Origin of the sequence: Pseudomonas sp. 9AZ (genome assembly GCF_902506525.1) — a bacterium.
Taxonomy (GTDB): domain Bacteria; phylum Pseudomonadota; class Gammaproteobacteria; order Pseudomonadales; family Pseudomonadaceae; genus Aquipseudomonas; species Aquipseudomonas peli.
Genome location: NZ_LR733840.1, coordinates 2619098 through 2640368, shown reverse-complemented (window position 1 = coordinate 2640368; position 21271 = coordinate 2619098). Strand labels below are relative to the sequence as shown.

23 protein-coding genes are annotated in these 21271 nt (G+C 62.1%); 18 read left to right on the top strand and 5 right to left on the bottom strand.

What is annotated here, in order from left to right:
- The first annotated feature begins 58 nt into the window (after nt 1-58).
- The 17 genes from cobO (at nt 59) to ALTER154_RS12105 (ending at nt 15777) form a co-directional block, all read left to right on the top strand.
- Entirely contained in the window at nt 59-670 is a 612-nt protein-coding gene (gene cobO, locus ALTER154_RS12180; protein ID WP_090253090.1) for a cob(I)yrinic acid a,c-diamide adenosyltransferase, read from the top strand.
- Nucleotides 667-1974: a cobyrinate a,c-diamide synthase gene (locus ALTER154_RS12175; RefSeq protein WP_160087386.1), complete on the top strand. Its 1308-nt coding sequence runs from the start codon at nt 667-669 to the stop codon at nt 1972-1974. The genes cobO and ALTER154_RS12175 overlap by 4 nt, the downstream gene beginning before the upstream one ends.
- Nucleotides 1971-2618: a 5,6-dimethylbenzimidazole synthase gene (gene bluB, locus ALTER154_RS12170; RefSeq protein ID WP_160087384.1), complete on the top strand. Its 648-nt coding sequence runs from the start codon at nt 1971-1973 to the stop codon at nt 2616-2618. The genes ALTER154_RS12175 and bluB overlap by 4 nt, the downstream gene beginning before the upstream one ends.
- Complete coding sequence (cbiB, locus tag ALTER154_RS12165) at nt 2615-3523, top strand: adenosylcobinamide-phosphate synthase CbiB (protein WP_160087382.1); 909 nt, start codon at nt 2615-2617, stop codon at nt 3521-3523. Before bluB ends, cbiB begins: the two co-directional genes overlap by 4 nt.
- The gene (cobD, locus tag ALTER154_RS12160; RefSeq protein WP_160087380.1) at nt 3516-4508 is read left to right on the top strand and encodes a threonine-phosphate decarboxylase CobD; all 993 of its coding nucleotides are present in this window, start codon (nt 3516-3518) and stop codon (nt 4506-4508) included. The genes cbiB and cobD overlap by 8 nt, the downstream gene beginning before the upstream one ends.
- Nucleotides 4505-5962 carry a cobyric acid synthase gene (locus tag ALTER154_RS12155; RefSeq protein WP_160087378.1) on the top strand — a complete coding sequence of 486 codons (1458 nt, stop codon included), beginning with the start codon at nt 4505-4507 and terminating at the stop codon, nt 5960-5962. Before cobD ends, ALTER154_RS12155 begins: the two co-directional genes overlap by 4 nt.
- Entirely contained in the window at nt 5955-6476 is a 522-nt protein-coding gene (cobU, locus tag ALTER154_RS12150; RefSeq protein ID WP_160087376.1) for a bifunctional adenosylcobinamide kinase/adenosylcobinamide-phosphate guanylyltransferase, read from the top strand. The genes ALTER154_RS12155 and cobU overlap by 8 nt, the downstream gene beginning before the upstream one ends.
- A complete protein-coding gene (cobT, locus tag ALTER154_RS12145) occupies nt 6473-7528 on the top strand; it encodes a nicotinate-nucleotide--dimethylbenzimidazole phosphoribosyltransferase (RefSeq protein ID WP_160087374.1) in 1056 nt (351 codons plus the stop codon). The genes cobU and cobT overlap by 4 nt, the downstream gene beginning before the upstream one ends.
- Nucleotides 7525-8100 carry an alpha-ribazole phosphatase family protein gene (cobC, locus tag ALTER154_RS12140; protein WP_160087372.1) on the top strand — a complete coding sequence of 192 codons (576 nt, stop codon included), beginning with the start codon at nt 7525-7527 and terminating at the stop codon, nt 8098-8100. Before cobT ends, cobC begins: the two co-directional genes overlap by 4 nt.
- The gene (locus ALTER154_RS12135) at nt 8097-8822 is read left to right on the top strand and encodes an adenosylcobinamide-GDP ribazoletransferase (RefSeq protein ID WP_160087370.1); all 726 of its coding nucleotides are present in this window, start codon (nt 8097-8099) and stop codon (nt 8820-8822) included. The genes cobC and ALTER154_RS12135 overlap by 4 nt, the downstream gene beginning before the upstream one ends.
- A gap of 34 nt (nt 8823-8856) precedes the next feature.
- On the top strand, nt 8857-9747 hold the full coding sequence (locus tag ALTER154_RS12130) for a hypothetical protein (RefSeq protein WP_160087368.1): 891 nt from the start codon (nt 8857-8859) through the stop codon (nt 9745-9747).
- Nucleotides 9748-9902: 155 nt separating this feature from the next.
- Complete coding sequence (locus tag ALTER154_RS12125) at nt 9903-11111, top strand: MFS transporter (protein WP_160087366.1); 1209 nt, start codon at nt 9903-9905, stop codon at nt 11109-11111.
- On the top strand, nt 11108-11233 hold the full coding sequence (locus ALTER154_RS21035; RefSeq protein WP_256665152.1) for a hypothetical protein: 126 nt from the start codon (nt 11108-11110) through the stop codon (nt 11231-11233). Before ALTER154_RS12125 ends, ALTER154_RS21035 begins: the two co-directional genes overlap by 4 nt.
- 40 nt (nt 11234-11273) lie before the next feature.
- Nucleotides 11274-11825 (top strand): glutathione peroxidase, encoded by a 552-nt coding sequence (locus tag ALTER154_RS12120; RefSeq protein ID WP_160087364.1) that lies wholly within the window; start codon nt 11274-11276, stop codon nt 11823-11825.
- Between the two features lie 124 nt (nt 11826-11949).
- Nucleotides 11950-12876, top strand: coding sequence for a triacylglycerol lipase (locus ALTER154_RS12115; RefSeq protein ID WP_160087362.1), 927 nt, complete (start codon nt 11950-11952; stop codon nt 12874-12876).
- 279 nt (nt 12877-13155) lie between these two features.
- Nucleotides 13156-13995 carry a lipase secretion chaperone gene (locus tag ALTER154_RS12110; RefSeq protein WP_256665630.1) on the top strand — a complete coding sequence of 280 codons (840 nt, stop codon included), beginning with the start codon at nt 13156-13158 and terminating at the stop codon, nt 13993-13995.
- Between the two features lie 3 nt (nt 13996-13998).
- Entirely contained in the window at nt 13999-15777 is a 1779-nt protein-coding gene (locus tag ALTER154_RS12105; RefSeq protein ID WP_160087358.1) for a hybrid sensor histidine kinase/response regulator, read from the top strand.
- On the opposite strand, the gene ALTER154_RS12100 is transcribed toward ALTER154_RS12105, so the two are convergent.
- From ALTER154_RS12100 to ALTER154_RS12085, 4 genes are all read right to left on the bottom strand, one after another.
- Complete coding sequence (locus ALTER154_RS12100) at nt 15746-16363, bottom strand: response regulator transcription factor (RefSeq protein ID WP_160087356.1); 618 nt, start codon at nt 16361-16363, stop codon at nt 15746-15748. The genes ALTER154_RS12105 and ALTER154_RS12100 overlap by 32 nt on opposite strands.
- Before the next feature lie 142 nt (nt 16364-16505).
- Nucleotides 16506-17753: an OmpP1/FadL family transporter gene (locus ALTER154_RS12095; protein WP_160087354.1), complete on the bottom strand. Its 1248-nt coding sequence runs from the start codon at nt 17751-17753 to the stop codon at nt 16506-16508.
- Between the two features lie 163 nt (nt 17754-17916).
- On the bottom strand, nt 17917-18396 hold the full coding sequence (locus ALTER154_RS12090; RefSeq protein ID WP_160087352.1) for a hypothetical protein: 480 nt from the start codon (nt 18394-18396) through the stop codon (nt 17917-17919).
- A gap of 231 nt (nt 18397-18627) precedes the next feature.
- Nucleotides 18628-19482, bottom strand: coding sequence for a sulfurtransferase (locus ALTER154_RS12085; protein ID WP_160087350.1), 855 nt, complete (start codon nt 19480-19482; stop codon nt 18628-18630).
- Nucleotides 19483-19652: 170 nt separating this feature from the next.
- Here ALTER154_RS12085 and ALTER154_RS12080 point away from each other — a divergent pair, with 170 nt between their 5' ends.
- Nucleotides 19653-20330 (top strand): spermidine synthase, encoded by a 678-nt coding sequence (locus ALTER154_RS12080; RefSeq protein WP_160087348.1) that lies wholly within the window; start codon nt 19653-19655, stop codon nt 20328-20330.
- Nucleotides 20331-20375: 45 nt separating this feature from the next.
- Here ALTER154_RS12080 and ALTER154_RS12075 read toward each other — a convergent pair whose 3' ends face one another.
- Nucleotides 20376-21203 (bottom strand): HDOD domain-containing protein, encoded by an 828-nt coding sequence (locus ALTER154_RS12075; protein WP_160087346.1) that lies wholly within the window; start codon nt 21201-21203, stop codon nt 20376-20378.
- Nucleotides 21204-21271 lie beyond the last annotated feature (68 nt).

Here is a 21271-nt window from a genome sequence, read left to right as displayed (position 1 = left end):
TTTCCCTATCCCCGCATGCTTTTTCCAGCCAGATCGCCCTGTGGCGGTGGAGCATGCGATGACGGAATCGATTGAACGTGACGCCCGGCACAAGGCGCGCATGGCCCGCAAGAAAGCCCTTATCGACGAGAAAATCGCCCAGGCCCAGGATGAGTACGGCCTGCTGCTGGTGCACAGCGGTAATGGCAAGGGCAAGAGCAGTAGCGCCTTCGGCATGGTTGCCCGCGCCCTGGGCCACGGCCTCAAGGTGGGCGTGGTGCAATTTATCAAGGGTGCAGCCAGCACTGGCGAAGAAGCCTTCTTTCGCCGTTTTCCCGATGAAGTCAGCTACCACGTGATGGGCGAGGGCTTTACTTGGGAGACCCAGGATCGCCAGCGTGATATCGACAAGGCGCGCGAAGCCTGGACGGTGGCGGCGCAGCTGCTGAATGACCCGGCTATCGGTCTGGTGGTGCTCGACGAGCTGAATATCGCCCTGAAGTACGGTTATCTGGAACTCGACGCGGTGCTCGCCGACATCGAAGCGCGGCCGCTGCTACAGCATGTGGTGGTAACCGGTCGCGGCGCGTTGCCGGGGATGATCGAGGCAGCGGATACCGTGACCGAGATGAGCCTGGTCAAGCATGCGTTCAAGGCCGGGGTTAAGGCGCAGAAGGGCGTAGAGTTTTGAACGGCGCCCACTTTTGTCCCGCGTTATTGATCGCTGCACCGGCCTCCGGTCAGGGTAAAACCACGGTCACCGCAGCCTTGGCGCGTTTGCATGCACGCCAGGGCAAGCGCGTGCGGGTGTTCAAGTGCGGCCCGGACTTTCTTGACCCGATGATTCTTGCTCGCGCCAGCGGCGCGCCGGTGTATCAGCTCGACCTGTGGATGGTTGGTGAAGCCGAGAGCCGTCGTCTGCTCTGGGAGGCGGCGGGTGACGCCGACCTGATTCTGATCGAAGGGGTGATGGGCCTGTTCGATGGCACGCCTTCGGCAGCCGACCTGGCCCGGCACTTTGGCGTGCCGGTGCTGGCGGTGATTGATGGTTCGGCCATGGCGCAGACCTTTGGCGCCATGGCCCATGGTCTGGCGACCTTCCAGGCGGATTTACCGTTTTCTGGCGTGCTCGGTAATCGGGTTGGCAGTGCGCGGCATGGCGAGATTCTGCGCGATGCGCTGCCGGCCTCGATCCGCTGGTACGGCGCGCTACCGCGCAGCGCCGAAGTTGGTTTGCCAAGCCGCCATCTCGGTCTGGTGCAGGCGGGGGAGCTGGTCGACCTGGATGCGCGCCTGGACGCCGCCGCCGATGCCTTGGCTGCCAGTGCCGATACCAGTCTGCCGCCGCCAGTCAGCTTCGCCGCGCCCGAACAGGCCAGGCCCGCGCCGTTGCTTAAGGGCGTACGCATTGGCGTAGCGCGCGACAGCGCTTTTGCCTTTCTCTATCAGGCCAACCTCGATTTGCTGCGCGAGCTGGGCGCTGAATTAGCGTTCTTTTCGCCGCTTACAGATGAACATTTACCGGATATCGACAGCCTGTACCTGCCTGGCGGTTACCCGGAGTTGCACCTGTCCACGCTTGAAGCCAACCAGGCCATGGCCGAGGCAATCCGCGCTCACCATGAGGCAGGCAAACCGATCCACGCCGAGTGCGGTGGCATGCTTTACCTGCTCGACAAACTGACCGACAAGCAGGGCGCCAGCGGGCAGATGCTCGGTTTGTTAAACGGCGAGGCGACCCTGCAACCACGCATGACCGCCATGGCTCTGCAACAGGCTGAGCTGCCGGAAGGGCTGCTGCGCGGCCACAGTTTTCACTACTCGGCGCTCAGCAGTGAACTGCAACCACTGACCCGTGGTGAGTGCCCGAACTACAAGCGCACCAGTGAGGCGGTCTATCGTCAGGGGCGGATGACCGCCTCCTATATTCACTTCTATCTGCCGTCCGACCCGGTTGCCGCCGCCGCGCTGTTTCGCCCGGGAGCGCCGGCATGAGTGAGCAGGCCTTCAGCCCTGAGGAACGCGCGGCGGTGTACCGCGCCATCGCCGAGCGCCGCGATATGCGCCATTTCAGCGGTGGCGAGGTGGCTCCCGAGTTGCTCGCGCGCTTGCTCGAAGCCGCGCATCAGGCGCCCAGCGTGGGCTTGATGCAGCCCTGGCGGTTTATTCGCATCACCCGTCCGGCCTTGCGCGAAGCGATCCACGGCCTGGTAGAGGAGGAACGCACGCGCACCGCCGAGGCGTTGGGCGAGCGCAGCGACGAGTTTATGCGGCTGAAAGTCGAGGGCATACGCGATTGCGCCGAACTGTTGGTGGTGGCCCTGATGGACGGGCGTGAGGCCCATGTGTTTGGCCGCCGCACCTTGCCGGAGATGGACCTGGCATCCCTGGCTTGCGCGATTCAGAACCTCTGGCTGGCGGCCCGCGCAGAGGGTTTGGGCATGGGCTGGGTGTCGCTGTTCGAGCCCCAGGCCCTGGCGGATGTGCTCAACATGCCGACCGGCAGTAAGCCATTGGCGGTGCTGTGCCTGGGGCCTGTGACGGAATTCTATGAGGCGCCGATGTTGGTGCAGCAGGGGTGGGCTGAGCCTCGGCCACTCAGCGAGTTGCTGTTCGAGAATCAGTGGGGCACGCCATGAGCCTGGTGCTGAGTACCTGCGCCGGAGTCGTTCTGGATGCGATTTTTGGCGAACCCAAGGGCTGGCACCCGCTGGTGGCCTTTGGTCGTATGGCCGAGCGTATCGAGCAACGCTTCAATCCGGCGGGCAGCGGTTGGCGCAGCCATGGCGTCAGCGCCTGGTGCCTGGCGGTGTTGCCGCTGACCCTGCTGGCCTGGCTGTTGAGTGAGATCAGCGGGCTGGGTTGGGCGGTGGAGATCATTGCCTTGTATGCCGCCCTGGGTCTGAAAAGCCTGGGCGAGCATGCCATGCCAGTGGCGCAGGCGCTGCGTCTGGGGGATTTGCGCCTGGCCCGCGAGCGGGTTGGCTATATGGTCAGCCGCAATACTGCGCAGCTGGATGCCACGGGTGTGGCCCGCGCGGGTAGCGAATCGGTGCTGGAAAACGGCAGCGACGCGGTGTTCGCCGCGCTGTTCTGGTTTGTGTTGGCTGGCGCACCGGGCGTGGTGCTGTATCGCCTGAGCAATACCCTGGACGCCATGTGGGGCTATCGCAATGAACGCTTTGAACGCTTCGGCTGGGCCGCGGCGAAGATCGACGATGCACTCAATTACCTGCCTGCGCGGCTGGTCGCCTTGACCTACGCGTTGCTGGGTAAAACCCTGTTGGCGCTGCGTTGCTGGCGTACCCAGGCGCCGCTATGGGACAGCCCGAATGCTGGCCCCGTGATGGCAGCGGGTGCAGGGGCCTTGGGCGTCAGCCTGGGCGGCGCGGCGGAATATCACGGTGAGGTGCATGTGCGGCCTGATCTGGGTGCGGGACCGCCGCCCCGGGCGCGGGATATCGAACGGGCAGTCAATCTGGTCTACGGTGGCGTGCTGCTGTGGCTGGCGCTGCTAGTGCTGTGGGGGCTTGCTTATGCTTGAACATGGTGGCCGGCTGCGCGCAGCCTCGCTGCGTTATGGCATTGCCCTGGCGGAGTGGCTAGATTTGTCCACCGGCATTGCGCCCTATGGCTGGCCCTTGCCCCCCATTCCGGCCAGTGCCTGGACACGCTTGCCCGAGCAGCAGGACGGCCTGGAAATCGCTGCGCGCGATTACTACGGCGTCGCCAACCTGCTACCGGTGGCGGGTTCGCAAGCCGCCATTCAGGCGCTGCCGCGTCTGCTGCGTCACGTCACTGTGGGCATTGTTTCACCCGCTTATGCCGAGCATGCGGCGGCCTGGCAGCGCGAAGGGCATCGTTTGCTGGAACTCAGCGAAGGGGCCATCGAGCGGGCGCTGGAGCGCATCGATGTGCTGTTGCTGGTCAACCCGAATAACCCTACCGGCCGCTGCATTGAACCTGCACGCTTGCTGGAGTGGCATCGGCGGTTGGCCGAGCGGGGCGGCTGGCTGGTGGTGGACGAGGCCTTTATCGATTGCACGTCGGCGTTCAGCCTGGCGGCGTTCAGTGAGTTGCCCGGGTTGATCGTGCTGCGCTCGTTTGGCAAGTTTTTCGGTTTGGCGGGGATTCGTCTGGGTTTTGTCCTGGCGCAACCGCAGCTGCTGGCGCAACTGGCCGAATTGCTCGGCCCTTGGGCTATCAGCGGACCGAGCCGCGTGGTGGCCACGGCGTTGTTGCAGGACATGGCTGGCCAGCAGGCGCAACGTGAGCGATTACTCGCCGACGGTGAACGCCTGGCGTCACTGTTGGCTGCGCATGGTTTCAGCCCCACAGGTGGTTGCGCGTTGTTCCAGTTCTGTTGCACACCGCAGGCTGCCTTGCTGCATGAGTTTCTCGCCCTGCAAGGCATCCTTACCCGCCTGTTTGAAAAGCCGCTGAGCCTGCGTTTTGGTTTGCCACCGGATGAGGCCGGCTGGCAGCGTTTGCAGCAGGCGCTGGCGGTCTTCGCTGGAGAGCTGACATGAGCACACTGATGGTGCAGGGCACCACCTCCGATGCCGGCAAAAGCACCCTGGTCACTGCGCTGTGTCGCTGGCTCAAGCGCCAGGGCGTTAGCGTAGTGCCGTTTAAACCGCAGAATATGGCGCTCAACTCAGCGGTCACCGCCGACGGTGGTGAAATCGGCCGCGCCCAGGCGGTGCAGGCACAAGCCGCCGGGCTGGCGCCGCATACCGATATGAATCCGGTGCTGCTCAAGCCCAATAGCGACACCGGCGCCCAGGTGATCATCCACGGCCGCGCCCTGAGCAGCATGGATGCCGTGGCGTACCACGATTACAAAAAGGTGGCGATGCAGGCGGTGCTGCAGTCGCACCAGCGTCTGAGCGGCGCTTATCCGGTGGTGATGGTGGAGGGCGCCGGCTCGCCAGCGGAGATCAACCTGCGCGCCGGCGATATCGCCAATATGGGTTTTGCCGAGGCGGTGGATTGCCCGGTGATCCTGATTGCCGATATCGACAAGGGCGGGGTGTTTGCACATCTTGTCGGCACCCTGGCGCTACTTTCCGAGAGCGAGCAGGCGCGGGTGCAGGGGTTTGTGATCAACCGCTTTCGCGGTGATATCGCCCTGCTGCAACCGGGGCTGGATTGGCTGGAGCAGCGCACCGGCAAACCGGTACTGGGCGTATTGCCTTATCTGATGGATTTCCATCTGGAGGCCGAAGACGCCATTGATATCCGCCAGAGCGCCAAGACGGCTGAGCGGATCAAGGTGGTGGTACCGGTGTTGCCCCGCATCAGCAACCACACCGATTTCGATCCGCTGCGCCTGCACCCGCAGGTCGAGCTGACCTTTGTCGGCCCGGGCCAGGCCATTCCTGCGTCCGACCTGATTATCCTGCCCGGCTCGAAAAGCGTACGCAGCGATCTGGCGTTCCTACGTGAGCAGGGCTGGACGGCAGTCCTTAACAAACACTTGCGCTATGGCGGCAAGCTACTGGGTATCTGCGGCGGGCTACAGATGCTTGGCAAGGAGATTGACGACCCGCATGGGCTGGAAGGCGCGGCGGGTTCCAGCCCTGGGCTGGGGCTTCTGGATTTTCGCACGGTGCTGGAGCCGGAGAAGCAGCTGCGTAATGTACGCGGCCTGCTGTGTCTGGAAAATGCCCCGGTCAGTGGCTACGAAATTCATGCTGGGGTCAGCTCTGGCCCAGGGTTGAACGCGGCTGTACGCCTCGATGATGGCCGCAGCGACGGCGCGCTTAGCGCGGATGGCCAGGTGCTCGGCACCTATTTGCACGGCCTGTTTGAAACCCCGGAGGCGTGCAGCGCCTTGCTGCGCTGGGCGGGGCTGCGTGACGTGCAGTCGGTGGATTACCACGCCCTGCGTGAGCGTGATATCGAGCGCCTGGCCGATCTGGTCGAGGCGCATCTGGATACGGCCCGGCTGCGCGAGTTATGTGGAGTAGGCCATGCATGAACTGATTCTCGGCGGTGCTCGTTCCGGCAAAAGCCGTCTTGCCGAGCGCGTGGCGGCCGAATCCGGCTTGGCCGTGACTTACATCGCCACCAGTCAGCCGCTCGATGGTGAGATGAGTGTACGGGTTCAGCAGCACCGTGCGCGTCGCCCTGCGCACTGGGGATTGGTGGAAGAGCCTTTGGCTCTGGCCCGAGTGCTGCGCGAACAGGCGGGTACCGACACGTGCCTGCTGGTTGATTGCCTGACACTGTGGCTGACCAACTTGTTAATGCTCGATGACCCGGCGCGCCTGAGCGCCGAGCGTGATGCGTTGCTGGATTGCCTCAGCGACTTACCGGGGCGGCTTCTGCTGGTCAGCAATGAAACCGGCCTGGGCGTGGTGCCGCTTGGCGAGCTGACCCGGCGTTATGTTGATGAGGCCGGCTGGTTGCACCAGGCCCTGGCCGAACGCTGTGAGCGTGTGGTGTTTACCGTGGCGGGTCTGCCGATGGTTCTCAAAGGAGAGGCGCTGTGAGTGAGCAATGGTGGCAGCAGGGCTGTCAGGCGTTGGACAGGCCTGCGCGCAACACCGCCGAGGCGCGGCAGCAGCAGCTGACCAAGCCGGCCGGCTCCCTCGGCCAGCTGGAGCAGCTGGCGATTGAGCTGGCGGCCATGCAAGGCAGCCAGCGGCCGCAGGTCGAGCGGCTGTGGATCAGTATTTTTGCCGGTGACCATGGTGTGGTGGCTGAAGGGGTTTCGGCATTCCCCCAAGCCGTCACCGGGCAAATGCTGCGTAACTTTGTCAATGGAGGCGCGGCGATCAGCGTATTGGCCAAACAACTGGGCGCAACGCTTGAGGTGATCGACCTGGGCACCGCGCTGCCGCTGGAACCGCTGCGCGGCGTGCGTCATTTGCATCTCGGTGAAGGTACGCAGAATTTCGTCCAAGGCCCGGCGATGACTGCCGCGCAGTTACTGCTGGCCCTGGATGCCGGCCAAGCCAGCGTGCAGCGTGCCGGTGAAGCTGGCAGCCAGCTGTTTATCGGCGGCGAGATGGGCATCGGCAATACCACTGCCGCCACAGCCATGGCCTGCCTGTTGCTGGAGTGTCCGGCGCAAGAGTTGGTCGGCCCCGGCACCGGCCTGGATAGCGCGGGTGTGGCGCATAAAGCCAAGGTCATCGAGGCAGCCCTGGCCTTGCATCGCCCGGCGATCAGCGACCCCATCGATATCCTGCAGCGCCTCGGCGGCTTTGAGATTGCGGCGCTGAGCGGCGCTTATCTGGCTTGCGCGCAGCGGGGTATCACTGCACTGGTGGATGGGTTTATCTGCAGCGTGGCCGCGCTCATGGCGGTGCGCCTGAATCCGGCTTGCCGCGACTGGCTGTTGTTTGCTCACAGCGGCGCCGAGCCCGGCCATCAGCGGGTGCTCAAGGCGCTGCAGGCCGAGCCGCTGCTGGATCTGGGCCTGCGTCTGGGCGAGGGCAGTGGCGCGGCCTTGGCGGTGCCTCTGCTGCAACTGGCCTGCAGCCTGCACAACGACATGGCCACCTTTGCCGAGGCGGCGGTGGCCGAGCGTCCGCTATGACGGTCTATCTGGAACTGCTGCGTCACGGTGAAACCGAACTGGGCGGCGGCCTGCGCGGTAGCCTCGACGATGCCCTAACCGAAACTGGTTGGGCGCAGCTGCGCGCGGCAGTGGCTGACGGCAGCCGCTGGGACCGTTTGATCAGCTCGCCCTTGCAGCGCTGCGCGCGCTTTGCCGAAGAGCTGGCCGCGCAGCATGGCGTGCCACTCCGTCTGGAGCCTGATCTGCAGGAACTGCATTTCGGCGTGTGGGAAGGGCGCAGTACCGCCGAGCTGATGCAGACCAACGCAGAAGCGTTGGGCCGTTTCTGGAGTGAACCCTATGGTTTCACCCCGCCCGAAGGCGAGACCTTGCTGGCCTTTGAGGCGCGGATACTGAGTGCCTTGCAACGCTTGCAGGCCCGGTATGCCGGCGAGCGCTTGTTGCTGGTCACCCACGGTGGGGTGATTCGCCTGCTGCTGGCGCGTGCCCGTGGCTTGCCGCGCAATGATCTGCTGCAGGTTGCTGTGGGCCATGCCGAGCGCTATCAACTGTGCCTGGATGAACAAGGCGAGCTGTGGGAGCGCGCATGACGCCCTGGTGGATTGCCCTGCAATTTCTCACCCGTTTGCCAGTGACCCTGGCTGGCATGCCGACGCCTGAGCAGGTCGGCCGCTCGCTGTTGTTCTATCCGCTGGTGGGGCTGCTGATCGGCCTGTTGCTGCTCGCCGCGCAACACTTGCTGGGCGATAGCGCGGTGTTGCTGCAGGCGGCGTTATTGCTGGCGCTGTGGGTGGGTATCAGCGGCGGCTTGCACCTGGATGGCCTGGCCGACAGTGCCGATGCCTGGGTCGGTGGTTTTGGCGATAAGCAGCGCACCCTGGCGATCATGAAAGACCCTCGCAGCGGACCGATCGCAGTGGTGGTGCTGGTGCTGCTGTTGCTGCTCAAGTTCGCCGCGCTGGTGGCCTTGCTGGAGAGCGGTGGCGGATTGCTGTTGCTACTGGTGCCTTGGCTGGCGCGTTGTCTATTGCCGCTGCTATTTATGACCACACCCTATGTGCGCGCCGGCGGCCTCGGTCAGGCGTTGGCCGAGCATCTGCCGCGCCGACAACTGCCTTGGGTGTTGGTTGCCAATGTGCTGGCCATGTTGTTGTTTGGATGGTCGGCTTTGCTCGCCTTGCTGGTGGCCGGGGGCGTGTTTATCTGGCTGCGCAGCTTGATGCTCAAGCGTTTGGATGGCACCACCGGTGATACCGCCGGAGCTCTGCTGGAAATCGTCGAGTGCGCGGTGCTGGTGGCGTTGGCCTGCTAGCGTGTAAGGACAGCAAGACACAGCAGGGATGGACATGGGGCGTAGGTTGCTTTACTCGACGCTGGCGACGGCACTGCTTGGGATCGTGCCCTGTGCGGGTGCCACTCAGGCCGAGGAGCTGGTATGGGGCGTTGTACCGATACCCGGCGCCTTCAATGTGCGTGACGGTGAGGTGGTTGATGGCGTGCTGTACGAGGTCATGCAACTGCTGGCCGCCCGTCTACCCGAGTTGCAGATGCGTTATGAGGTTTTACCCATGGCTCGGGTTGAACAACGCATGAGCGAGCAGGGTGAACTGTGCAGCAGTGGCCAGCTGCAGAGCCCCGAACGCGACCAGTTGGGTTACTTCGTACCCTATGTGGCGAGCACACCGATCCATGTGCTGGTACGCAGGCAAACCCTTGATCAACTGCTGATAGAAGACGGTCAGGTCAGCCTTGATTGGCTATTCGGTAATCCTTATTTGCGAGGGGCTCTGGCCAAGAGTCGCGTTTATCCCGCGCCGATTCGTGATCGCCTACTTAAAGCGCACGCCGAAGGCCGCATTCCAGAACTAGGCGGTAGTCTGGCCGGCGAGAATTTGCTGCTGATGGTCAGCCATCACCGTCTGGATTATGTCTTCGATTACCCCGTGATCTACACCGAGGTAATGCGCCATTTCAGTCTCAGTGATGCGCTGGTCAGCGTACCGCTGCGCGAGAACGCTGAACTGGTGACGGTGGGCATCTATTGCTCGCGCACACCATGGGGGGCGCAGATGGCTCGGCGTCTCGATCAGGCGATTCGCGAGGTTTCCGCCGCGCCCGCCAGCACCCTGGCGATTTACCAGCGTTGGCTGCCGCCTGAGGTGTACAGCCATTACCACGATGCGTTGCAGCAGTTTTTTGCTCAGCGCGCCAGCGACGCACCGCTGCGGTTCGATTAGCCGATGGTCGGCTTGTCGGCATGGTCAATTCAGCATGCAATCTGTAACACCGGATTGCCGAGCAGCTGTAGCTGTTGCCAGCGCGGGTAGGGGTATATACCTGCGTCATCTTGCCGATTTATCGAGAGCGGGCCAGGCCCCGCATAGGACACCGTATGACTTCGTTATGGCGCACCAGTGGTTGGTTAATGCTGGGCGCATCGCTGGTGCTGGCGCTGTCACTGGGTATTCGCCATGGGTTTGGCTTGTTCCTGCCGCCGATGAGTGCCGAGTTCGGTTGGGGGCGTGAGGTGTTCGCCTTCGCCATCGCGTTGCAGAACCTGATATGGGGCTTGACGCAGCCCTTTACCGGCGCCCTGGCTGACCGCTTCGGCGCCAAGCGCACGGTTATTGTCGGCGGCATTCTGTATGCCATTGGCCTCGGTTGCATGGGCCTGGCCGACTCGCCTCTGAGCCTGTCGCTGAGCGCCGGGTTGCTGATCGGTATTGGTTTGTCCGGCACTTCGTTCTCGGTGATTCTCGGTGCAGTGGGTCGCGCCGTACCGATGGAAAAACGCAGCATGGCCATGGGCATCGCGGCGGCGGCTGGCTCCTTTGGCCAGTTCGTCATGCTTCCCGGCACCCTGGGCCTGCTTAGCTGGCTCGGTTGGTCGGTAGCGCTGATGGCGCTGGGCCTGATGGTGGCCCTGATCATACCGCTGGCAGCCATGCTCAAGGACACGCCACTGCCGCTCACCGGCCAAGAGCAAACCCTAGGCGAGGCCTTACGCGAGGCCTGCAGCCATTCCGGGTTCTGGCTGTTGGCGCTGGGCTTTTTCGTCTGCGGTTTTCAGGTGGTGTTTATCGGCGTGCATTTGCCGGCTTATCTGGTCGATCAGCATCTGCCCGCGCTGGTCGGCACCACAGTGCTGGCGCTGGTCGGTTTGTTCAATATCTTTGGCACTTACATTGCCGGTTGGCTGGGCGGACGGATGTCCAAGCCGCGCCTGCTCAGTGCGCTGTATCTGGCCCGCGCGGTGGTGATAGTGGCGTTTATTGTGACGCCGCTGACGGTGTGGAGTGCCTACGCCTTTGGTGTGGCCATGGGCTTGCTGTGGTTGTCGACGGTGCCGTTGACCAATGGCACGGTGGCGACGATGTTTGGTGTACGCAACCTGTCGATGCTCGGTGGTATTGTGTTTCTGTTCCACCAGCTGGGGGCGTTTCTCGGCGGTTGGATGGGCGGCTATCTGTATGACCACACCGGCAGTTATGATCTGGTTTGGCAGATTGCCGTGCTGCTGAGTTTGCTGGCCGCCGCACTCAACTGGCCAGTACGTGAGTTGCCCGTGGCACGCTTGCAACAACAGGAGGCTAATGCATGAATACCGATTACGGTTGGAATACCGCGCTGGTGATGGGCGGCATGTTGGCTTTGGGCCTGGCCTGGTGGGGTTGGTTACAAAGTGGTCTGGCTTTTCTGCAGCTGGGTTTGGGTGTGTGTTAAAGCAATTACGGCGTCGTGAAAGGGGTTCAAAGTGATTCGGATGTGGCGTTTTACCCTGCTGGTTGTCGCTTTGCTGAGTACCTGGGTTATCCCTGCGCAGGCTGATGAGTGCCCGGTGTTACTGCAAGGCGAAGTACAGAAGTTGCGCAGCGAGGAACGTATAGATCTGTGTGCCCAGTTTGCCGGTAAACCGCTGGTGGTGGTCAATACCGCCAGCTTCTGCGGGTTTACGCCGCAGTTCAAAGGCCTTGAAGCGCTCTATCAACGCTACAAAGCCCAAGGCTTACAGGTGTTTGGCGTGCCTTCTGATGATTTTCGTCAGGAATCCGACAACAGCGAAGAAACGGCGAAGGTCTGTTACGTCAATTACGGCGTGACCTTCCCCATGAGTGAAACTCAACGTGTGACGGGCAGTGAGGCGCTGCCGCTGTTCAAAGAGTTGGCCGCGCAAAGCCAGGCGCCACGCTGGAATTTTTCCAAGTATGTAATCGATGCCAAGGGCAAGGTGATCGCCAGCTTCCCCAGCAGCACCACACCGGATGATCCGGCATTCCTGGCCGCCGTCGAGCAGGCCATGGCTTCGCAGCGCTGAGACTCAGATGGGTGAGTGCCTCACCCATCTGGGCGATAGTCCACACTGCAGCACCTCCTTAAAGTTGTGAGTACGCCGGACGCAGTTCTCCCGGCGTGCCAACAAGAAAAATAAGGAGGCACCCATGCGTCGCGTTATTACTTCTGCTCTAGCTGTATGCGCCCTGGTCGGCGCGGTTGAGGCTCAGGCCAACTACACCAAGACCAAATACCCAATCGTGCTGGTGCACGGGGTGACCGGCTTTGACACCATCGGCGGTCTGATCAACTACTTCCACACCATCCCCTGGAACCTTGAACGCGATGGCGCCAAGGTCTATGTGGCCAGTGTTTCTGCGCTCAATGACAGTGAGCAACGTGGCGCCTCTCTGGCGCAGCAGATCGTGCCGTGGGCCAGCGCCAATGGTGGCAAGGTCAACCTGATTGGTCATAGCCAGGGGTCGCCAACTTCACGCGTAGCCGCTTCGTTACGTCCGGATCTGGTGGCGTCGGTGACGTCGGTCAATGGCGTTAACAAGGGCTCGAAAGTTGCGGATGTACTGCGTGGGGTAATTCCAGCCAACAGCGCGATCGAAGGTGGGGCCAATGGCCTGGCCAACGCCATCGGTTCGTTGATCAACCTGCTGTCGGGTAACAACAACCCGCAGAACGGCCTGGCGGCCCTGAAGACGCTCACCACTGCTGGCACCACGGCACTCAATGGCCGTCACCCTTGGGGCGTGAACAGCAGCAGCTACTGCGCCAAGTCCACCGAAGTGCACAACGTACGCGGCCATAATATTCGTTACTACTCATGGACCGGTAATACCCCGTACACCAACGTCTTTGATGCGGTTGATCCGTTTCTGGCCATCACCGGCCTGGCGTTTGGCGGCGAGAAGAACGACGGTCTGGTTGGCGTCTGTTCAACTTACCTGGGGCAGGTCATCGGTGATGGTTACAACATGAACCATGTGGATGCGATCAATCACCTGTTCGGCGTACGTGGCTGGACCGATCCAGTTTCGCTGTACCGCCAACATGCCAACCGCCTGAAAAGCAAAGGCGTCTGACCGTCACCTCAGCGGGCTGCGTCCTGCAGCCCGCATTCTGGAGGTCATATGGCCCTGTCGTTACGTTCAACGGTTCCTCTTTTACTCCTGGCCGGCAGCGTTGCCGGCTTTACGCTGTATTTGCAATGGCCAGATGCTGCCTCACCCGGTGCGACGGCTATGCCGGTCACTGCTTCGGCGCCTTTAGCTGTTGTCACCCCCTCTCAGTTACCCCTCGCTGAATCAGAGCGCTCAGTCCCTCGTGCGCCGACCAGCCTGCCGGGTTTGCAGGACACGGAGGTGGATGGTGAACTCAAGGCGGACAGCGCCGGCAATCTGCAGCTGAACCTGGCGCTGCGCGATTATCTGGATTACTTCCTTAGCGCCGCTGATCAGGCTGGGTTGGAAGCGGTGGTCGAAGCGATGCTGGCCGACGCCCGCGGGCGTTTGCCGGAGCCTGCCCTCGGCCAGTTTATTGGCCTGCTGGGCGACTACATGGATTACAAACGCGCCAGCCTGGCGTTACTGCAACAGCCCTTGAGCACGGCCCAGCAAAGCACCCCAGATGGCCAACTCGTTGCGTTACAGCGGGCTTTTGAACAGCTTGCCGAGTTACGCCGGGCACATTTTTCCAGTGCCGCTGCCGAGGCCCTGTTTGGTGCGGAAGAGGCTTATGGCCGCTACACCCTGGATAATCTGGCCCTGATGGCCCGTACTGATCTCAGTGAGCACGCCAAGGCTCAGGCGCAAGAGCGTCTGCGTGCGCAGCTGCCTGAGGCCATGCGCGCCAGTGAGGAGCGTCAGGCGCAGGCGCAAGCGCTACAAGTTCAGACCGACAAGCTCTGGCAAGACGGCGCCAATGAAGAGCAGGTGCGCCAGCTGCTTGCCTTGACCTATGATCCGCCCACGGTCGAGCGTGTACTCGACGAACAGCGCAATGAGCGCGCCTGGCAACAGCGTTATGCCACCTACCAGCAGGAACTTGCCGCATTGCAGGCCAATGGCCTCAGTGCTACGGATCAGCAGCAGGAGCAGCAACGGTTACGTCAGCGCCTGTTCAGCGCCGAAGATCAGCACCGGGTGGAAACCTATGACGCCATCGCCGCCAAGCAGCAGGAAAATCAATCCCCCGAGTTGTAAGGCATGAGCCTGGAGCGTCAGGAGTCGCTCCTGTTAGCCCAGCAGCGGCGTGGTTACCGGCGGCTGCGCTTTACTGGTGTTCTGGAGGATGAGTTTCTCGACCATCGGGTGCAGCGTATTCGCCGCCGCCTGCTGCTGATCATCAGTACGGCAGTCATCTTCCAACTGGTCTACACCGCCCTTGACCTGGTGTTACTGCCCCTCAACGCCAGCCTGGCAACTCTGCCCATGCGGCTGTTGGGGATGTGCGGTGCGCTGTTGGCCTTCTTCTACTGTCGCCGCCCGCACACGCCACCGCGACGCGCCTTGCTGGCTTATGTGGCGGCCTATGCACTCAATGGCGCTTCGGTTGCGGTGATTATTCACCTGTGTTGGAGCCTGGGTGTGGCCATGCCCTATGACGGGCTGTTTCTGGTGCTGCTGTTTGGCTATGTGCTGTTGGGGGTTTCGTTTCGTGCGGTGAGCCTGGCGTCCTGGGGCGTCTGCGGGTTGTTCCTGTGGCTGGGGTGGGTTGTCACGGGTGGAAGCGTGGCATTGGGTTACCAGGGGTTGTTTCTGTTTTGCGCCAACCTGATCGGCAGTGTCGGCGCGTACCTGCAAGAGCATGGCCAGCGCGGTGCTTGGCTTAACCTGCGATTGCTCGATCTGGCGAGGCAGCGTGCGGAAGCGGACGACGCTCGTAAGCTGCGCCTGCTGGCAGCGGCCAGCCATGATCTGCGCCAGCCCCTCAACGCGATGGGCCTGTATGCCCAGCACTTGCTGGAACAAAATCAGGATCCCAACGTACACCGCATCAGCAGCCGCCTGGCCATTGCCGTGGAGCAGCTCAGTCGTCTGCTGCAGTCGCTGTTTGATTACACCCGTCTGACCTTGCCCGGCGGCGTGCAGGCCAAACCAGAGGTGTTTGCCTTGCGTCCTTTGCTGGTGCGCTTGAGTGGTGAAAGCCGCGCCGAGGCCGATGCGCAGGGTGTCGAGCTGCAGCTGCAATGCGCGGAGCTCTGGGTGCGCAGTGATCCGCTGCTGCTCGAGCGCGTGCTACGCAATCTGCTGAGCAACGCCTTGCGGCATGCCCAGGCGCGGCAAGTCTGGCTGCATGTCCGTGTCGAGCAGGGCGCAGTGCAGCTGGAGGTCGGTGACGACGGCCAGGGCCTGAGTGAAGAAGAACAGAGTCAGGTCTTTGAAGAGTTCCGCCAGCTCGATAACCCTGGGCGTAATGCCGAACGTGGCCTGGGTCTGGGTCTGGCCATCGTTCAGCAACTGGCGCAGTTGCTAGGGCATCCGCTGCGGCTGGATTCAAGCCCTGGCGGCGGCGCGCGTTTTATCCTGCAACTGCCGCAAGCTGAAGCCGGTGAGTGGCAGCCACCTGCAGCGGTTGCCGCTGCATTGAGCGGGCGGGTGTTATTACTGGAAGACGACGCCGCAGGGCGTGAAGCCCTGTCCGGTTTGTTGCAGCGCTGGGGCTGTGATGTTTGGGCCTGCGCCGACCCCGCAGAGGCTATGCAGTGTTTGCGTGAAGCGCAGCCGCAGGTGCTGATTAGCGACTACCGCCTGGCCGCCACCGAGGACGGCTTGCGCGTGATCGAGCGGTTACGTGAAGAAGCCGGACGCATGCTCCCTGCGTTGCTGATTACTGCCGATGTCAGCGCTGACCTGCAAGAGCGCTGCACCCGTGCCCATGTCACCTTGCTCGGTAAGCCGCTGTTGCCAGCCCGTTTGCGTCAAGCGCTGGCAGTGCTGTTGCCCGCCGAGCTCAGAGCCAGCCCCGTTGCCGCGCCGCACTGACACAAGCCGTCCGGGTGTGCACAGAAAACTCCTGGAACAGTGATTTCAGGTGGGTTTTCACCGTGTCCTCGGAGACCCCCAACTGACGGCTGATCGACTTGTTTGGCAAGCCTTCGGCGAGTAGCTGGAGGATTTCCATCTGTCGTGGAGTGAGCTGCGGTTTGTCGCCCGTTTGCGGTGCGGGCAGGGTTTCACCCAGCAGTACGCGGGTTACTGCCTGACGCAGTTCATCGCTATTGGCACTTTTCGGAATAAAGCCCAGCGCACCGGCGGCTAAGGCTGCTTGAGCATCCAGGTTCGAATCGCTGGCGCTGAGGATTGCCACCGGGGTCATACGGCCTTGCTGTTGCCAACGCTGCAGCAACTCCAGGCCCGGCAGGTCGGGCAAGCGCAGGTCAAGCAGAATCAGGTCGAAGGTGGTGTGTTGCAGGCAGGCTTCGGCGGCGGCAGCGGATTCGGCGGTGCGAATGTGCAGGTCGGCGCAGAGTGGGCCGAGAGCCAGGCTGAGGCCATCAAGAAAAATACGGTGGTCGTCCACCAGGAGCAGGCTGAGCTGTTCGGGCAGGGCAGTGCAGATTGTGGTCATCAGGGCTGTCTCAGGCGGTTTCATGGCCTGCCATCCATGGCGGCCACCCGCGGGCAGTCGCTACGCGACGTTAGAACGGTTCCAGACCATTCTTCTTATTGTTGTATGCGCCGCGCGAGTGTAACCCAAACTGCAGGGTGATTTAGAAGCGGTACGTCACCTGAGCGCCCAGGCCGTGAGCGGTGTTTTTGTAGGTGGCGCTGTAGTCGTCGCGCTCAATATGTGCGTCGTCTTCCATCAGGTAGGAGTAGGCCAGGTCGATGGTCACGTCATCATTCGGGCTCCAGGCTGTGCCCAGGCTGACGATGGTGCGATCGCCAGTAGGAATGCGCGGCGAACGGTCGGTGTTGTTGGTGGGGGATTGGTCCACGGCCAGGCCGGCGCGCAGGGTCCACTGCGGGTTCAGCTTGTAGGCAGCACCAACGGCGTGAGCCCAGGTGTCGTGCCAGTTCTGCGGTTCGCTGATGCTGCTGAGCTTGCCCGCCAACAAGCCACCGACGCCTTTGTTATTTGCGCGAATTTCTTCCAGACGGCTCCAGCGCGTCCAGGTGCTGCCGGCGTAGAGGGTCCAGTCGGCATTCAGCTCATGGGTGACGGAGACATCCACCGACTCCGGAGTGGTCAGCTCCAGTGATGCATCGTAGGTGCCAGCCGAAGTTGCAATAACGCCTGGGCCAGAGACTGTGGTGTCACCCTTCAGGCGGTAGTCCACTTTGGAGTGGTAGGTCAGGCCGAAGCGTGTCTGTGGGGTGATTTCAAACAGTACGCCGAGGTTGTAGCCCAGCGCGGTGTCATCGCCCTTGATTTCGACCTTGCCGTCACTGGCGCCAGGCACTGGGTTATCGATGGCCGAAGTCAGCTCGCCGTCGATGCCGTTGATGGTTGGGCCGAAGCCGATCGACAGTTGCTCGTTGACGCGATAGCTCAACGTCGGCTGCAGGGTAATCACCCGCACCTCACTGCGGTCACCGTGGTAGCGACCCTGGAAGCTGCGCTCATAGTCGGTCACCAGGCCAAAGGGCACGTACAGGCCCAGGCCGAAGCTCCAGTTGTCGTCCAGCGGTTTGACGTAATAGCCCATGGGCGCGCCGATAAACGGCACCATGTCGCCGTCATTGCTGCCGCGTGCAGAACCGCTGGTGTTGTCGATATCGGTTTTAGCGTGGATCAGGGCAATGCCGCCGCTGACTTGTTCGCGCTTTATGCGGGCCATGCCAGCGGGGTTGCCGAATACGGTGCTGGCATCATCGGCAGACGACGAGCGACCTGCGAAAGCGGTGCCCATGCTACTGACGCTTTGTTCATTGATGGCAAAGCCACCGGCAACGCTTTGACTGGCAGCAGAAATGAAGGCAATTGACAGGCAGGTCTTGACGACTCTTTTAGGCACGGAGGACTCCTAGGGTTTAGCGGGGGGCGGAAACTAGCAACTTTCCATGACCCTTGCCAAGCCTTTGAAGTTCCCGAGATAGAGCGGTTTTATGCCTTTATCATGACGCTATTTTCTGCTAATCGCGTGGATGTTGTCAGACAATCTGCTGGCCCGTTAGGCTTCAAGCCACTTGGCTGAGGCTGCCGATGCAGCGTTGCCAGGCGGCGATAAAGTCTTTAGTGCGACCGTGCGGCTTGAATACCCGACGCCAGACTTGCGCCATGCCGAGCAAATCATCGGCGGCCGGTAGTTCGCGGTGTTCGGCCTCGATCAGCATCCAGGCAATCGCCGTGGCGTAGCGTAGGTTGACGGTCAGTTCCAGGTGCGGCGCGGTAAGGAAGGCATGCTGGCTGGCGAGGCCGCGTACCTGGCTGGCGAGGTCCGGGTCCAGCGCCAGGTGCTGATCCCAGAGCTGCTGGTGGCGCAGCGCGGCGATACGGTAGAGGCCGTGGCCGTGTTTGTCATCGAGGGCGGAGCCGAGCCCGGATTGGCTGGCGGCGGCTCCGAGCAACAAGGCTTCGGCGGCGGTGGAGTGGCGGCCCAGATAGAGCAGGGTAGGGCGGATGACGTACTGGCTTAACTCGCAGGCGGCAATTCCCATATAGCCCTCGGCGAAAGGTGACCGGTGGGGCCGGGGCGCTGGCAGCTTCGACTTATTCTGATAAAGGCCCCACCGGGAGCGGGGTTAGCCGCTCATGTTGAAGTGTAGTGCGACCTTTCTACTGTAAAGGGCTGTTTTTAAATTGTTTTTGGCTTTCGGTTATTGCCTATATTCCAGTTGGTGCTTAACCAGCCTACGGCTGACGCGGCTAGCGGCCGCGTCGTCGGCCAGTCAGTCGCCGGTGGCCACTGGCCGAGTCGGGTCGGTGATCCATTCGCTCCAGGAACCGGCATACAGTGGTGCCAGTGGGTAGCCAGCCAGGCACAGGGCAAACAGGTTATGGCAGGCCGTCACACCGGAGCCGCAGTAGGCCACCAGCTCACTGGCCGGACGCTCGCCGAGTTGCGCGGCAAAGCGCTGGCGCAGTTGCTCCGGGCTGAGGAAGTGACCGTCGCTGTCTAGGTTGTCGGTAAACGCCGCGCACTGCGCGCCGGGGATATGCCCGGCAACCGGATCGATTGGCTCTACCTCGCCCCTGAAGCGCGGCAGGCCGCGGGCATCGAGCAGGGTCATCTGTTGATCGCCCAGACGCTGCTGCAGCTGGGCGGCGCTGACCAGCAGGCTGGCGTCGGCGCTGCCAGTGAACGTGCCGGGTGTGGGTGTGGGCAGGTCCTGGGTCAAAGCGCCGCCTGCTTCGCGCCAGGCTTTGAGGCCGCCATCAAGCAGGTAAACGCCCTCACGTTTGCCTAACCACGCCAGTAGCCACCAGGCACGTGCCGCAAAGGCGCCCGGACCGTCGTCGTACAGCACCACTTCGCTGTGATTGTTCAGGCCCCATTCGCGCAGGCGCTGCAGCAGTTGCGCCGGTTCTGGCAGGGGATGACGGCCGGTGATGCCTTTATGGATCTGTCCGGACAGATCACGCTCTAGATCGGCAAACTGCGCGCCGGGAATATGCCCTTCGCCATAGCTGCGTTGGCCGTAAGTCAGATCATCCAGGGCAAAGCGGCAATCGAGAATCAGCAGGTCGGGCTCATCAAGGCGTTGCTGCAGCTGTGCGGCACTGATCAGTTGGGCGAGGGGCATGCCAGTCATCCTGTGGGCAAATGGAAAGGAGCAGCCGGCATCATAAACCCTGGCGTTGGGCTGTCGAGACCGCATGCGCAGAAGAATTTCTGCCGACAGGGCGCTGCATCTTTGGTGGTTTATGGGCATGCTGCATGCCCGTTTTGTTCTGACCCAGGTTGCCGCTACTCATGAAGCGTTTTGTACTGCTCGATACCGCCCCGATTCCTGATGGCTCAGGTGCCTTATGCCTGTTCGAGTACGGCGAGGATTTCGTGATCAAGATTGCCGGCGGCGATGGCGGCCAATTGATGAACACGCGCATGCATGGTTCTGAAGATGCCCTGGCGGCGATCCCCTGCAAGAAGGTCGCCGGTCGGCCGGATTCGCGTGTGCTGATCGGTGGCCTGGGCATGGGTTTTACCCTGGCCGCCGCGTTGCAGAATCTGGGCAAGAGCGCCGAGGTGGAAGTGGCTGAGTTGGTTCCGGGCGTGGTGGAGTGGAACCGCGGCCCACTGGGTGCCAAGGCCGGCTATCCAATCCTCGACCCGCGGACCCGGGTGATTCAGGACGATGTTGCCAATTGCCTGAAGAACGCTGATCAGCGTTATGACGCGATCATGCTGGATGTCGACAATGGCCCCGAAGGCCTGACCCAGAAACGCAATAGCTGGCTGTATTCGGCCCAGGGCCTGCAGCGTTGTTACCAGGCCTTACGACCCAAAGGGGTGCTGGCAGTGTGGTCGGCCAGTGCCGATCGGGTTTTTAGCGATAAGGTGCGCAAGGCCGGTTTCAAGGTCGAAGAAGTGCAGGTTTATGCCCATGGCAACAAGGGCACCCGGCATACCATCTGGATTGCCAGCAAGTAGTGGTAGCCACCACTGAGCGCAGCCAGGCGCTCAGTGGTGTTTGGATCAGCCAAGCAACTCGGCAAAGCCTTTGTCGGCATCCAGAACAGCGGGCAGTTCATCCAACAAGCTTGGCACATCCAGGCCTTCGAATAGCGGGCCTTGCAGTGTGTCCACCGCTTTGGACATGGCGCCCGGGTGTTCGCGTAGCGCCTCGGCTATCGACACAGCCTGAGCCAGCACACGCGGCAAGGGCATGTCTACCGGTGCCTGGAATGGGCGGCTCTGGTAGGCGATGGCATGCTGGATCAGTTCCGGCAGCTGCCAGCGTCGAGCCAGTTCAGCGCCCACCTCAGGGAAGCCGAAGCCCAGTTGCAGAGTTTCCAACGCCACCCGCTGGGCTGCTCCCACATCCTTGCCGTTCTGGTTAAGACGTTCTGCCAGCTCAGGCACACCGGTCTGGATCAGCAGTTCCCCGATGTTGTGCATCATTCCGCAGGTAAAGGCGATTTCAACGGCGACACCCCGGGTTTTGGCCAGCAATCGACTGATACTGGCGACTTGGAAGCTGTGTGCCCAGAAACCTTTGAGGTCGAAACCCGGCGGCGCCTGGAAGGCACCCGTTACCGCCGATGCCAGTACCAGGGTGCGCAAGGTATTGAAGCCAAGTCGCATGGCCGCATCCTCAACGCTGGCGGACTCGCGTGCGCCGCGAAAGCGGGCGGAGTTGGCCAAACGTAGCACCTTGGCGGCAATCACGGGGTCGAGGGAAATGTTGCGGGCGATGCTGTCGAGGCTGGTGTGGGGGTTATCAAACTGCTGGATCAGATCCTGAGCGACTTTGGGAATGCAGGGCAAGCTGTGAACTTGAGAAAATAGGGCGTTTATATCCATGACAAAAGCCTGCAGAGAAGGTGGGAATTATCACGATAGCAGTGATTTAAGCAGGCAAAAGTTCGGCA

What these genes read in the sequence shown, in the direction of transcription:
- cobO (WP_090253090.1), top strand. Translation starts at nt 59, where the DNA reads ATGACGGAATCGATTGAACGTGACGCCCGGCACAAGGCGCGCATGGCC.
- bluB (WP_160087384.1), top strand. Translation starts at nt 1,971, where the DNA reads ATGAGTGAGCAGGCCTTCAGCCCTGAGGAACGCGCGGCGGTGTACCGC.
- cbiB (WP_160087382.1), top strand. Translation starts at nt 2,615, where the DNA reads ATGAGCCTGGTGCTGAGTACCTGCGCCGGAGTCGTTCTGGATGCGATT.
- cobD (WP_160087380.1), top strand. Translation starts at nt 3,516, where the DNA reads ATGCTTGAACATGGTGGCCGGCTGCGCGCAGCCTCGCTGCGTTATGGC.
- ALTER154_RS12155 (WP_160087378.1), top strand. Translation starts at nt 4,505, where the DNA reads ATGAGCACACTGATGGTGCAGGGCACCACCTCCGATGCCGGCAAAAGC.
- cobU (WP_160087376.1), top strand. Translation starts at nt 5,955, where the DNA reads ATGCATGAACTGATTCTCGGCGGTGCTCGTTCCGGCAAAAGCCGTCTT.
- cobC (WP_160087372.1), top strand. Translation starts at nt 7,525, where the DNA reads ATGACGGTCTATCTGGAACTGCTGCGTCACGGTGAAACCGAACTGGGC.
- ALTER154_RS12135 (WP_160087370.1), top strand. Translation starts at nt 8,097, where the DNA reads ATGACGCCCTGGTGGATTGCCCTGCAATTTCTCACCCGTTTGCCAGTG.
- ALTER154_RS12130 (WP_160087368.1), top strand. Translation starts at nt 8,857, where the DNA reads ATGGGGCGTAGGTTGCTTTACTCGACGCTGGCGACGGCACTGCTTGGG.
- ALTER154_RS12125 (WP_160087366.1), top strand. Translation starts at nt 9,903, where the DNA reads ATGACTTCGTTATGGCGCACCAGTGGTTGGTTAATGCTGGGCGCATCG.
- ALTER154_RS21035 (WP_256665152.1), top strand. Translation starts at nt 11,108, where the DNA reads ATGAATACCGATTACGGTTGGAATACCGCGCTGGTGATGGGCGGCATG.
- ALTER154_RS12120 (WP_160087364.1), top strand. Translation starts at nt 11,274, where the DNA reads ATGTGGCGTTTTACCCTGCTGGTTGTCGCTTTGCTGAGTACCTGGGTT.
- ALTER154_RS12115 (WP_160087362.1), top strand. Translation starts at nt 11,950, where the DNA reads ATGCGTCGCGTTATTACTTCTGCTCTAGCTGTATGCGCCCTGGTCGGC.
- ALTER154_RS12105 (WP_160087358.1), top strand. Translation starts at nt 13,999, where the DNA reads ATGAGCCTGGAGCGTCAGGAGTCGCTCCTGTTAGCCCAGCAGCGGCGT.
- ALTER154_RS12100 (WP_160087356.1), bottom strand. Translation starts at nt 16,363, where the DNA reads ATGACCACAATCTGCACTGCCCTGCCCGAACAGCTCAGCCTGCTCCTG.
- ALTER154_RS12090 (WP_160087352.1), bottom strand. Translation starts at nt 18,396, where the DNA reads ATGGGAATTGCCGCCTGCGAGTTAAGCCAGTACGTCATCCGCCCTACC.
- ALTER154_RS12085 (WP_160087350.1), bottom strand. Translation starts at nt 19,482, where the DNA reads ATGCCCCTCGCCCAACTGATCAGTGCCGCACAGCTGCAGCAACGCCTT.
- ALTER154_RS12080 (WP_160087348.1), top strand. Translation starts at nt 19,653, where the DNA reads ATGAAGCGTTTTGTACTGCTCGATACCGCCCCGATTCCTGATGGCTCA.
- ALTER154_RS12075 (WP_160087346.1), bottom strand. Translation starts at nt 21,203, where the DNA reads ATGGATATAAACGCCCTATTTTCTCAAGTTCACAGCTTGCCCTGCATT.